Source organism: Microcoleus sp. AT8-A3 (assembly GCF_036705675.1).
In the GTDB taxonomy this organism is placed as follows: domain Bacteria; phylum Cyanobacteriota; class Cyanobacteriia; order Cyanobacteriales; family Microcoleaceae; genus Microcoleus.
This window is the reverse complement of record NZ_JAUBVD010000098.1, coordinates 1-12696: the sequence shown is the minus strand read 5'-3', so window position 1 is coordinate 12696 and position 12696 is coordinate 1. Positions and strand designations below refer to the sequence as shown.

The 12696-nt window shown below is 47.7% G+C and carries 12 protein-coding genes and 1 pseudogene; 5 read left to right on the top strand and 8 right to left on the bottom strand.

Features of this window, described 5'->3' with window-relative positions:
• Window positions 1-53 precede the first annotated feature (53 nt).
• The 7 genes from QUB51_RS29050 to QUB51_RS29020 form a co-directional block, all read right to left on the bottom strand.
• A complete protein-coding gene (locus tag QUB51_RS29050) occupies window positions 54-2033 on the bottom strand; it encodes a hypothetical protein (RefSeq protein ID WP_333264325.1) in 1980 nt (659 codons plus the stop codon).
• Window positions 2033-2569, bottom strand: coding sequence for a hypothetical protein (locus QUB51_RS29045; protein WP_333264328.1), 537 nt, complete (start codon window positions 2567-2569; stop codon window positions 2033-2035). The genes QUB51_RS29050 and QUB51_RS29045 overlap by 1 nt, the downstream gene beginning before the upstream one ends.
• Window positions 2570-2583: 14 nt before the next feature.
• Window positions 2584-3303: a hypothetical protein gene (locus QUB51_RS29040; RefSeq protein ID WP_333264331.1), complete on the bottom strand. Its 720-nt coding sequence runs from the start codon at window positions 3301-3303 to the stop codon at window positions 2584-2586.
• 82 nt (window positions 3304-3385) lie between these two features.
• On the bottom strand, window positions 3386-3607 hold the full coding sequence (locus QUB51_RS29035; protein ID WP_333107865.1) for a hypothetical protein: 222 nt from the start codon (window positions 3605-3607) through the stop codon (window positions 3386-3388).
• A 2-nt stretch (window positions 3608-3609) separates the two neighbouring features.
• Window positions 3610-3819 carry a hypothetical protein gene (locus QUB51_RS29030; RefSeq protein ID WP_333107864.1) on the bottom strand — a complete coding sequence of 70 codons (210 nt, stop codon included), beginning with the start codon at window positions 3817-3819 and terminating at the stop codon, window positions 3610-3612.
• A 5-nt stretch (window positions 3820-3824) separates the two neighbouring features.
• A complete protein-coding gene (locus QUB51_RS29025) occupies window positions 3825-4001 on the bottom strand; it encodes a hypothetical protein (RefSeq protein WP_333107863.1) in 177 nt (58 codons plus the stop codon).
• Window positions 4001-4615 carry a hypothetical protein gene (locus tag QUB51_RS29020; RefSeq protein ID WP_333264334.1) on the bottom strand — a complete coding sequence of 205 codons (615 nt, stop codon included), beginning with the start codon at window positions 4613-4615 and terminating at the stop codon, window positions 4001-4003. The genes QUB51_RS29025 and QUB51_RS29020 overlap by 1 nt, the downstream gene beginning before the upstream one ends.
• 158 nt (window positions 4616-4773) lie before the next feature.
• Here QUB51_RS29020 and QUB51_RS29015 point away from each other — a divergent pair, with 158 nt between their 5' ends.
• The 5 genes and pseudogenes from QUB51_RS29015 to QUB51_RS28995 all read left to right on the top strand — a co-directional run bounded on the left by QUB51_RS29015 (window position 4774) and on the right by QUB51_RS28995 (window position 10813).
• The gene (locus QUB51_RS29015; RefSeq protein WP_333107861.1) at window positions 4774-5058 is read left to right on the top strand and encodes a ribbon-helix-helix domain-containing protein; all 285 of its coding nucleotides are present in this window, start codon (window positions 4774-4776) and stop codon (window positions 5056-5058) included.
• 100 nt (window positions 5059-5158) lie between these two features.
• Window positions 5159-5563, top strand: a complete 405-nt coding sequence (locus QUB51_RS29010) for a hypothetical protein (RefSeq protein ID WP_333107860.1) — start codon at window positions 5159-5161, stop codon at window positions 5561-5563.
• Window positions 5564-5845: 282 nt separating this feature from the next.
• Window positions 5846-6488 (top strand): annotated as a pseudogene (locus QUB51_RS29005) (Uma2 family endonuclease).
• Between the two features lie 305 nt (window positions 6489-6793).
• Window positions 6794-7123: a hypothetical protein gene (locus tag QUB51_RS29000; RefSeq protein WP_333107857.1), complete on the top strand. Its 330-nt coding sequence runs from the start codon at window positions 6794-6796 to the stop codon at window positions 7121-7123.
• A gap of 360 nt (window positions 7124-7483) precedes the next feature.
• A complete protein-coding gene (locus tag QUB51_RS28995) occupies window positions 7484-10813 on the top strand; it encodes an AAA family ATPase (RefSeq protein WP_333264337.1) in 3330 nt (1109 codons plus the stop codon).
• Between the two features lie 408 nt (window positions 10814-11221).
• Here QUB51_RS28995 and QUB51_RS28990 read toward each other — a convergent pair whose 3' ends face one another.
• Complete coding sequence (locus QUB51_RS28990; RefSeq protein WP_333264340.1) at window positions 11222-11407, bottom strand: hypothetical protein; 186 nt, start codon at window positions 11405-11407, stop codon at window positions 11222-11224.
• Window positions 11408-12696 lie beyond the last annotated feature (1289 nt).

Below are 12696 nucleotides of genomic sequence, written 5' to 3'. Positions count from 1 at the left end.
TAATGAACCCTAAACATTTAAGAAATTGGTTTGCTAATTGCTGCTACTGTACCTCATAACAGCGGGAACCGCTGTAATTGCTCAGGAGCCACGTTAGGGAACATTTGCCCGAACCGTCGGACAGTCCACACGAAGCCGGACACTTCGCCGGACAGCTTATCTGACAAGGCCTCTGGCTGTCCGACGATATCGTCGTCATCGTCGGACACTTCCTCTGAGGAATCCTCTGGGGAATCCTCTGTCGGACTATCGGACGGCTTTTTATTGCCCAAATCAAACTCTAAATCGTAAACCCGCTGTAAATATTCAGAGTCAGAGAGGTGTGGTTTTTGGTGGTTTTCGGCATCTATTGTTTGAGTTATTTGGGTAGCAGTTCCTTGCTCCCGCCGAATCAAATACTGCCTGAATCTCTCGATATCAAAAGTTAATGGCTCGTCTCTTTCTTGTGGCGTAAGCTTAATAAAAGCTTTCTCGATATGAGGCAGCAAACCTACGTTTCCGTTGCCCAGGGTCGTAAAGAAAATAGGAATCTGTTTCGCTTTAGATTCGGGTATCAGCTCGTTAACCTTGGCTAAAAGCGTTGCCCTTTGAGCATTATCGGAGACGATGTATTGGTTCTTAATTGACAACTCAACCAGCAGATAATCGCCCTTAGTTTTGCCGTCTTCAGTTTTAACCAAAAGTCCCTGGGCTACAATCGCCATGTTTGCCCGCAAGTTTGCATCTCCAACCAATCCAAGCGCTTCAAGGTTTAGCGACTGAGCCAATACCAGAAGGCAAACATTGTAATCTCGACCGACTGTAATGATGTCGAGCAACATTAATTCAATCTTTGCCCAAAGAGCTTTGTAAGCCTTCCTGAGAGTCAGAACTATGGATGACCAATCCTCTAAAATCAAGCGTAACGGGGGTAGATGTTTGCGGTCAGCTTCTGATATGCTTTCAAGTCGGGCCAAGAAATTCTTGTGGAAATTCTCAATTAACTTGTAGGCTTTCGTCGGGTCTATCGAGTTGAAAATTGTTAGTTTTCCGGCTTCTCGCAGCCCACAAAAGCTATCGTTCTTTCGCCCAAGAATCCACACCGATGCAGTTTGTGCTTTGCTTCTGGCTTGGTCATAAAGTGACCTGAGCCACGAACTTAGAGTGTGACTTTTCCCCGCCCCGGTAGACCCTGCAAGAATCATTGACTTGTCGGAGTATGCTAAGTCATCTAAGAGCTGTTCTCCGGGGGTTTTCGTAGACTCAATTGCTGACGCTGAACCAGATTCTACTTTGTCGCCAGGGTAACTGATGCTGTCGAGTGTTTGTGTCCCCGTCAGCAGGAAAGGAGTTTTCTGTTTCCGCAAAAAGTCTATATACTCTTGCTTTTTGTCATCAGACAATCCCGCCACTTCCGCTTCAAAGACGGCTTCCTCAGCATCCAGTTGAGCAATTCTGATATCGGCTTCACCCAAAACTTCACACTGTTTCAAAACCACGGCACAGTCATTTGCAGCAGCTTCCAAATCACCCTGCACCTGGACTTCTTTAACTGCCATACTGCGATAATCTTCTAGCAGTTCGGTACGAGCATTGAGTTGCCCTTTTGCCAAGTCGCGCTTCTCTGCGATGGCTTCATAGTTTGCAAGTTGTCGCTCAGAGTTTTGCAAACTTCTCAAGCCCACTCCGGCAACACTAAAGCTACCAGCAGCAAGTGCCATCCACAGCGCTTTGTGTCGATTGGTTGCAGGGATTGTGTTGTGAAAAACCACCTCACCGGGGATGCCGTTTGCCTTCCACTCTTGAGCGTGGTATTGGGTCATTAAATACGGTTTCCCCGTTTTGTCGGCGCATTGCAGTGATTGTTTGTTACGGATGCAGACCTGTACCGTATCGCTTGCCGTCCCTTTGAGCGCGTTTATGCTGCCATATATTCCCAGTAAAAGCGCCAAAGCAACCGCTGACAACTTGCCAGCAATTGGGAAACTTTCAAAAGTCAGAAGCAGCGCACGATTAGATTTCAATAGTTGAGCGTGTTTTGGTGTCAGAGCCATTACTTGCTTGCTCCTTTGACTTTGAAGATTAGGCAAAAAACAATGGCGACAAGTGCAACTGATGGCAAGTAATCCAAGTTATTGGAAGTAGGTTTTTTCGCTGTCTGGAGTTCTTTAATTCCTGTCGCTAGACGTGTTTTTGCATCACTTGCTTGCTGCAATTCAGCTATTGGTTCGGCAAGGCTAAGAAGCATAGCTCCTGTCACCCCAGCGCCGACAATTGCAGTAGACAAGCGATGCTGCGATTGCCCGGTAATCTTGGCTAATAGATAAATCTGGTAAATTCCGATTGCCACTACCGACCCGCCTGCGACTTGCATCAAATGAAATGCGAAAACCACTGCTGAACCAATAGCTGCGGGTGCGATGACTTCGCAGAAATTAGCAGCATCGCGGTAGTGGCGTTCGGCATTGGTTTCTTCTGGCTGCGGTTGGTCAATTGTTGGTGCTGTAACTTGCTGATATTGCTGTTGTTGTTGCTGCTGAATGCCCCCTCCCACAAAGGAAAGGGGACTGGCCCCGATGAATTCGTGCATAAGTCCCCTCTTTTTTACCGCTTGTTGAAGTTGGCTACATTCGCAAACCAGCCTCCAAATCCTCTAGGTGTACCCGTTGCCGAGACACCGTTGGAGAGGGTGGCTGATCCAATAGTGACTGGGACTTTTTCTTGAATCCCCCTATCCGAACCGACCGTTGCGCGCTTGAGCAAACTTTGGCGTTTTTCTTGTAGCGATTCTCGAATCGTTTGGCGCTTGGACGCCACCTCGCCCCGATTTGCGATGGCTTCCATCTTATTTTCGTGTCGCCACAGTTCGGCCTGCAAGTCACCCACAAGCTCAGAAGCTATTTCGGCTAATCCGTGTTGTCGCCCAGTCTCGATTTTCAGCATTGCTGCGCGGTCGCGGGCATCTAGTTGCTCCATCTCCGAGCCAAACTCCGCATTTAGTTTGCGAATTTTGGCAATGGCATTGGCAACTTTGGAACCGAATTTTTTCCTAATTTCAGTCCACTTGACCTGACCGTCAGCAATTTTCCCCAAGGACTCCAGATAGGTTTCAGCGTTGTCAAGGAATGGTTCTAAAACTAAGGCAAGCTGTTCGGAGTTGGCAGCTTTGTCCGCCATCGCTTCCAGTTTGTTAACGTCGCTTAAGTAAGAGAGGATGTCGGCTTCTGTGTCGGCCCAGTCTCCCGCTTTTTCGTCAATGTATGGGCTGTGTCCGGCTGCGGGGTTGCGTATCGCTACGCTGCTGTTATCTCGGCCAAAATCCATAGTAAAATTCTCCTTAGATACCTTGTACGGTGTTTGAAATCTCCCCCTTTTAACGGGGGGAGATTGCTTGCAGGCCAGTCGATTACTTATCTAGGGCAGTCGGCTGGCTTGAACTATGGTTGTTGCTGTTGTTGTTGATGATTGTCAGGTTGCCGTGAATAATTGTCGGCTCCGGGACTCTTTTTGCTCCAGACTGATAGCCAGTATCGTAGCCGACTGCAAAAATTAGAGTGCCAGCCACAAGCGCACCGCCAACCATTATTTTGGTTACATTTTTGTCGAAGTCTTTGTCATCGTCGTTCATCGCTAAACCTCCTCAGATTTCACGTCAATTGCATCCTCACCGTCTTTAGACAAATCCTTGCGTGCTGGAGTTGGCGATGTTTTATGGTTGATAACTGTGCCAGCAATAAAATCACCTTCGATTTTCTCGACGTAATTACCGCCCTGAGTATTGATAACCCGTTTGCCAGGTTTGCCGTCTTCAAACACTACGCCATTGATGATTCGTACCATATTAATCAATCCCTCAAACTGTTAATTTGACCAATTACTTCGATACCTTTCGCGTCAGTTACTCCCTCTTCTCTCAAGCTTAGGGCTGCCACTACAACAGCGTCCTGAGATTTCTTGGCGATGACGTTAAACACTCTGGGGGTGTTGCTTTCGCGCTGCACTTTTACTTTGTAGAAGCTCATTATTCGGCTCCCAGCTTCATTGCCCGCAGTTGTGCCAGAACTTCAGCCTGTGCCTCCTGTTCAGCTTGAAATACTGCTAAAGCCCTCCCAGCTCCACGGTTTCGAGCTGCGTTGATTTCGGCATTGTCCAAGTCAGCATCACGTTTTTGTGCTGCTTGGTTTTCCTTGGCAATTTGAGCCAGAAGTTGCATCACGTTTTGGTTCAGAGATGCGGAATTAGAATGTGCCGTTTGGTTCAATTCGGCAATTCGCCGATCAAGCACTGGGATATATTCGGGGATTGCCAAGGCTCCGGCGATCGAGGGAGAAGGTGCGACGGGGGCGGCCTCTACCAATTTCCGCAGTTCGCTAAGCTTCCCTGCATTCAGTAGTTTGCAAGCTTTCAGGGCAAGCTCAGAGTATTGAGTGGCCCGCGCACCCCCACGCCGTAAGGCTTTAAGCTCAATGCCGTAGATATCTTGTAGTTTGGCGATCGCCTTCTGCAACGCAGATTTATTCAATCCAAGAATCCGCTGCACTTGTGCTGCTGAGTACCAGCGCTCAATCGATTCTGACTCAGGAGTATCGATTTCTGTAACTTCTACGTCAATCACAGCCTGGTTTTCAAGTTCCATAGTTTCGCCTGCTTTGGGAGAATCAATTCAGAATCGATTTGGAATCGATTCTGATGCTTGCCATCATAGCACATCACATCATGGTTGTACATAGTACAATCAAAACAGAAGGTGACAGAACATAGCATGATGGAAGGAGAGATATTGAATATGAACTAATGAGTAGAAAACTAAATGCTGTAATTCCCGATGAAACTTGGGAAGCTTTAGATGAGATAGCTAACCGCGAAATGCGTACCAAAAGCCAGATGGCAGCAATCCTTTTAGGAGAAGCGATTGCAGAGTACCGCAAGCGGCATTCTTTAAAAAATACCGAGGCTGACTTAGCAGATGCTGCCGATCGCACATCCGACCCGCAGCCACCAGAACCGGAGCCAACCGCAACCAAGCCAGCAACCGCAGGAACAGCCAAGCGGGGCAAGGCAAGTAAAAGTGCTAGTTAATGTCTAGCGAATATCTAGCAGATGTCTAGCAAAGGAAACGTCACAATTCAACCCAAACCATGCCGATCGCCATTCCTTGACCTCTATTACGCAGAAGTAAATGAATAGTTCCAATGATCGATTAGACCGAATAGAAGCAATCCTTGCAGCCACCGCAGTGCAGCAGCAGGCAAACACCGAGGCTCTGACCAGGCTGGAAGCTCAGACTTTTGCCAACTCCGAGGCGATCGGGCGGTTGGAAGTTCAAACTCTTGCCAATGCGACAGCCATAGATCGCCTGACCGATCGCATTGACCAACTGACCGATCGCGTTGACCGACTGGCTCAACGTTTTGACGGTCTGGTTTCAGCAATCGGGAGCCATCAAGAAGCGCTGAGGCTGATTTCCCAGCAGAACAACGAATGGCGAGAGCAAATGCGAATCATTCAAACAGAAATTCGCGACCTCTGGCAGTACCTCAACAACCAACTCCGCAATCGGGGCAACGGCGGCGGGCAAAACTGAAGCGGCTGCCGATCAGGTGTGGGTGTGGGGAATTTAGGAGCGATCGCATGCAGGGAGTTGGGGCGGTGCGGACGATCGGCTTCTTAACAAAGCTTGGTATAAACTCCTGATCGCACATCCGACCAGCAGCCAACAGAACCGGATCCCACAGCACCCAAGCCAGCGACAGCACCGAAAGCCAAGCGGGGTAAGGCAAGTAAAGGTGCTAGTTAATGTCTAGCAGGTATCTAGCAAGTATCTAGCAAGTATCTAGCAAATGTCTAGCAAAGGAAACAGGCAACCATGATCCAAACCCAAACCAAAACAGAAACAGTCACATTTGATGAGTTTGTCGCTTGGTATCCAGAGAACTCTGTCCACCGCTACGAACTACACCACGGAGTTATTGTTGAAATGCCTTTAGGAACCGGCAACCATTCCAACGTTACGGGCTTTATTACAAGTGAAATCAATTTTGAAATCAGGCGACTACAATTGCCTTGCTCCATCCCCGGTGACTGCCTGCTCAAGCCCATCCGCAACGAGGTTGGCTACCAGCCAGATACTATTGTCCTCAACCAAACTGCATTTGCTTCCGAGCCCCGCTGGGAAAAAGAATCAATCATCACTCCGGGGGTCTTCGGTACGACTGGCTGTAGAGGTCGTCAGCACGAACTGGCGGGACGATTACCATCTCAAATTCGCTGACTATGAAGAGATGGGCATTCCTGAATACTGGATTGTGGACTATCTCGGTTTGGGTGGTCGCAAGTTCATCGGCACTCCCAAACAACCCACTCTCTCGGTTTGCCGCTTGGTTGATGGAGAGTACCAGGTCACACAGCTTAGGAACGATGACACAGTTGAGTCGCTGGCTTTCCCAGAGTTGAGGTTGACGGCTGAACAGATTTTTCGCGCTGGCTTGCCACCAACCGAACCGAACTAGAGAGACTGGAACGATCGCGAAGAGGTCATGATTTTTGAGAAGAGGTTTAATTCTCAGATTTGGGAATGGTTGGTACAGAGGAGCGTTTACCGCTCAAGCGCGGGGGATGTTGAAAGCAATCAGCTTCTTAACTTTTTCACTATATTCTTACCAAATCTCAGAACTTACTGTAAACAAGTAATGCTTTAACTGCCAAATTCCAGCATTCGCTTGAACTTCCCGCGCGTGCTTTCGTTACTTCATACGATATATTGAGTAGCTGTAAGTTTTTCTTGAGTAGCTTTTAAGAATTCTTACAGAAACTTATGAAAATTCGATTGCTATGCAGTCTTTTGAGAGAAGCCGATTCGATCGAGCTATTTCCATTTCGATCGCGCTGGCAAGGGTTACACGCTATAATCCGAGTAGTTGAAGTTGGGAAAAGTTTTATGTTGCCATCATCTCAGAAATTGCGATGCTCTTTCGCTCCCTCGCCAGAGTTAATCCAAGCGCTAAACGAGTATTCTGCATCTTTTGAAGTGTCGCGCTCGGTGTTTGTTGAAGAGGCTTTATGGATTTACCTTGGGCATCTCGATAGACACTTAGAATTAGACAGCAAAAAGCAACTTCAAAACGAAGAAGCGCTGGCAGCATAAAGGCTTCAGCGCTTCTTTTGTTATCTTAAATAGCCAGATACTTTTGTCGCTCAATCTTGGCGGAACGACGACAAAAGCTAGTAAACTACCTCAAATCGGTCTCCTAATAAGAGTGCCGACTATTCCCATCATGCCACGCATCCAAGAAAAAATAAAGCGCCTTTTTGGCGTCCTGTTGCCGATTAATACTGTCTCTAGCGGTTCGATCGCACGTTCCCAGAATTCTGACACCACCCATAGAGTTAAAAAGTCTTCAAACAAGGGCTGTAACTCAATTTTACCACATTCCCCGCAAAGTACGATAACTAACTGGGGTTTTTCTGCTGTTGGGCTTGAAACGGCGATCGGGGGTGCGGTCTAATGGTAGCCAACTTTGACCAATCAACTCGCAAACTTCTCAACAGCAGCAAGTCTAACCCTTGCCCCGTCTGCGGCCGCATTAAGGATGGAGACTGCCGCATTAGCCACGACGGCAAGATGGTTTTGTGCCATCAAAACTTTGACCACGCTAAGACTCAACAGCCCGACGTTTGGCACTTTGACGGCACGAGCTCAGATAACCGCTGCGGTGTTTACGTTTTCAAGGAACCTACGACTAAGAGCATCCGCCCCAAACAAACTCGTTACTGGGAATACCCGGCCCGCGACGGCTCGCGACTGGTACGGGTCTGTCGTGAAGACGACGGCGAAGGCAAGAAGAAAATCTGGCAAGAACGCTGGGACAAAGACGAAAAACGGTGGTTGCCTGGTTTAGGAAAGTCCGAGGACACAAATAAAGTTGACCGTGCCAGTATCCCTATCTATCGCTACGCAGAAGTCCGAGAGGCAATAGCAAAAGGTGAGCCCGTTCACACAGTCGAGGGAGAACCGTGTGCTGACATTTTCTGGAAGCTTGGATTAGCTGCCACTACTAATATCGGTGGCGGTGGCAAGTTCACTCAAAGCGATGCCCAGGACTTGCAGGGTGCAGAGGTTGTTGTAATAGTTCCCGACAGAGACAAAAAGGGAATTGATCACGCCGACAAGCTTGCCGAATACTTTCCTGACGCTCTCTGGCTCTACCCATTCCCAGAATCAAAGGTTTGGGAAAATTTGCCCAAAGACCACGGCTTAGATATCGCCGACTGGATTGAACATCACAAAATAACCGCAGATGATATCAAAGCAGTGATCGGAGAGAAGAAAGCTTTTAAGGCTCCGGCTCCACAGGCAGTAACCACCACTAAGCTTTCTATGGAGGAAGCGGCAGAACAAGCGCGACAAATACTGCGATCAGAACGTGACGAGCTCACCACCAACATCAAGCTTGAAAAAGTGCGGCAGAAGGCGGGAATGGGTGATTATGCTTGGGAGAACAAGATTATCAAGCCCCTAAAACGAGATATGGACGCAGAGCGATTCAAGCTCGAACTTCTTGCCTTACTTCAAATGTCCGACCCAGTAGAGCGGTGCCGCCAAATCGCCCTACTGGCTCCTAAATACAGTATGGGTGCGGGGACAATCAAGGAAGCAATGGCCGCAATGAAACAGCGGACACAAGCGCCAACAGTCCAAGTTCTGACTCTTGAGGAGTTGTTTGATTCTGAGTCGGAAGCAATGGACTGGCTCGTTTCTGGTTTGCTTCCAGTTGGTGAAACAGTGCTGTTGTGTGCGTTGCCAAAAGTCGGCAAAAGCAAACTGGCGATCGATTTAGCGTTTTCAGTAGCTACAGGAGAATCTCGCTTTTTGGGGCAAAGAACCAAACAAGGCAGAGTGCTCTTAATTACACCTGACGCATCCAGTCAATCACTCAAACAAGAGCTAACAAAACGGGGATTCCGCAAACAAGACACAGCAAACCTACACGTCATTCCTCGCTGGAATATTGACCAGATGGCAGTGCTAGAGGCAGAGTTGGAGAATTTTCGCCCTGACTTGGTAGTAATAGATTCCCTTAAGAAAATTACCGCTGGCAAGGAAATTAGCGAGAATAGCGCCGAATTTGCCGACAACATCATTGCGCTGAACGATATGCTATCTCGCTACCGCGCGGCCGGCATTTTGGTACACCACGCAAACAAGGGCAACGACGCAATCGGAGTTGAGCGGGCCCGTGGCTCAACGGCGATTGTAGGCGCTTGCTGGGGAACTTGGATGCTCGATCGAATTCCTAAACCAGACCCCAATAACAAGAAAAAACTCATTCACGACCCCAAGTGTCCGAAACGGATTTTTACCGCAACAAACCGAGATTCTGAAGGGACAACGCTAAATATCGAATTCAACACCGAGAACAATTCATGGGATTTCATAAGCGAAGTTGGAATGGATGAGGAAGAGGCAGCGCAACAGCAAACTCACCGAGACAGAATCCTTAATGTCTTAAAAGCAAACTCACAAAGACAGCTTTCTGGCCCTGAAATTATGGAATTGTTGGGCGTCACTCGCGAACAGCGGGGCCCAATTTACAGCGAGCTGGGGCGGATGGAAAATAAACGGCTAATAAGCAGCAAACCCGCCCCCGGTGACAAACGATTTAACCTCTACTTTCTGCCCAATTTTGAAGCAACCGAGACAACTGACACTGTGACAGTTGCTGACAAAATTTCACTACCCCCTCCCCCCCCCACACCCACAGTATCAATTGCTAACTATTCTTCTGAAATCCATACAGTGCATGGGTTAGAAAATAGTCAGCAGAATAGTCAGCAGATAGTTAGCAAAAATTCAGAGTGTGACAGTTATAAAATCGCTGAAACTCCCTCTGCCAAAAGCATTAACCCGATAGTCAGCCACTTCCCACTGTCACAGGGGGGGGAGGGGGTAAAATGCACTTCTGAGACCGAAACTGTCACAGACGTAAATGTGGAACTGTCACACCCAATTCAGATCGCACTCCCACCAACAGCACCAACAACACCAACAACACCAACAGCACAGTCAGTCCCGCCGATCGCGCCTCTGGAACCAACAGCACAGTCAGTCCCGCCGATCGCGCCTCTGGAACCAACAGCACAGTCAGTCCCGCCGATCGCGCATCTGGAGCCAACAGCACAGTCAGTCCCGCCGATCGCGCATCTGGAGCCAACAGCACAGTCAGTCTCGCCGATCGCGCCACCAGAATTGGTAGCAGAACAGAAGCCTGAGAGAAAAACTGACGATCAAGTAGTGGCAGAAAAAAAACGCCACCAAGAATTCAGCATTGGCGATCGTGTGGAGATAACGGAAATCGGCAACATCCACCACGGGCAAAAGGGAAAGGTAACTGACATTTTCTACGGCAGCAGCGAGATAGATTATCAAATCAAGCTTGACAAAGTGGCGGACAACCAGGAAGAGATTACAGTTGCGGTTCCTAAAGTCTCACATACGCCCGTCCTGATGCAATTGAAGGCAGAGGGGGAAGCACAGGAACCAAGGGAACCGGAACCTGTTCAAGTCACAACGCCTGAACCCGAAACCATCACTCCCGCTGATGCCGAAAAATTGCGAGAAATTGCAACAGTTTGGTGGGACGAATTTTATGGCGAACAACTGCAAAACCTACTCACCCAGATGTTTGGCTGGCAAGCACCGGGGACTAAATACGACGCCACCACCATAAACGCTTGGCTAGTGACTGAGGACGCAATTGTGCGCGATCGGATAGGCGAATTATGGCAACTAAAACACGGCGAAGGCTTGATAGATTCCCTTGACTGTGGCTTTTAGGCGAACTCCCCACACCCGTCGTTTACCCAAATACTTGAGTTACTCCCATGAAAACTTTTCTAGGGTTCCATCAGACTTATCTGTTCGTGAGTCGCACCTTGAGCCAAGCCACCACCAAAAAATTAGCTAATTTTTGTGTGTCCTAAAGTCAGGCAAGTGCCGTATAAAATCAGGCGTTTGCTGTACAAAATCAGGTAAATACAGGTATTTGCAGGGGCTGCACTTTATCTGTATTTACCCGAAAATATCCTGCTTTCCGTCTGCAATTTCCTGCCAAATTACTGCCCTTTCGTGATGTTCGTGTCTTGACCTGTTGGGACTGGTTATAGTTGTTCTCTCTCGGTAGCAAGCAATGTTTTTGTGATCACAAACCAGACTTTTACGTGCAGAAACAAAAACGATGCACCCTTATGAATGGGGAATCCTAGGTGTCAAGGCGATCGCGTCGATGCTCGCTGTCGGACGAACGATAATCACAGCGAGCATCGACTTGATAGGGTCAATGGTGAGCCAGTGGTAGCGACTTGCAGGCTGATTCGGATATTCGAGTAAGGGCAGCGGAGTCGAGTCGCGAGTTGTAGTTTTTAAAGTCAAAATAATTTAAATCACCACAAAGGTTTGGCTTTGAATCGATCGCCGTGGAGCTATCGCCACAACTACCTAAAAACTAGGGGTGGAGTGTCAAGGGGCTTAATTTTACCCGATATCCCACTGTCCCAATCAATGCCACTGATGGATGTTAACCAAGTGTGACAAAGGGCTTAATTTTACCCGATATCCAACTGTGCCGATTGCTCATACTGTTGTAGCGACTTTTCTGGCAACACTGGCATCAATTACCGCAACTGTCCCCATTCAACTTGGGTAGCATCGTTACGGCCTAAAACTTAGAGGCGCGTGGCTCACGCGCTCTCTCTGAAATCAAGTACAACCGTACCATCGCCCCACAATTGTCACTGCCTTCTCATTGCCTAGTTTAACAAGTTTCTCCGCATTTGCTTTGACTACAAATTTCACTGGCTTGCCGAAGTAACGCTATTAGCATTCTGGCAGCAAAAAAATATTGAGGCACTTCGCTTTTTTGTACAAAAGTGCGGTAGCACTGCATTCAATCTACCAAACAAACTGAACTGCAACTCAAGAAGAGAAAAACGCTACCGCCATTGTTCCGATACATTAATATGCAATAGCTGAATGGCTATCACAAAGCGGCAATTAAAAAAGCAGCCTTAACAGCCTATTCAATTAGTTCGGCTTGCTCAATTGTGAAAGTACAGCTTGCTATAAATGCTACCACTTTTGAGCCTCTGCTACATTTGCCTAAAATTGGAGTGTAGAGCTTGCTGTTAAATTATTAAATTGATATTAAGTGTACCGGGACAGGAAAAAACCTCAAAATTAACTTTTTAAGACTAAGTTTTCATGCGTTTTCATGCGTTTTTCGCTGTTTGTCCTGAGAATGTGCGAGTAAACTTGTGCAAACTCAACTTAATTTTTAGCTGAATTTGGGGGCTTATTCGCAGCAAAAAACGCATGAAAACTCAAACTTATGCCAGAGAGGAAGCTTGCACAAAAAGCAGGAATGAGTCGTAGCAAGCAATGTTGGGAGATATATTTATACCGATAGCGGTAAAGGAGAGTTGCGGCTAAGTTTTCTGAAACTTATAATGCGATCGCTCCTACCTACAACGGTTTCAAGCAACCGGGGCGAGCGCTGTATTCGCTACTAGGCTCTTGCCCTTCAACGAGCGCCTCGCAGTAAATTAAAGTCGCCACACCTTAATTATTCGCTATTCGCGAATGTAGAATAGACCTCTTGCAAAATAATTTTATGATATAATGAAAAGTTTTGCTGAAAGTTGATTGAATCCCAACTCTTAACT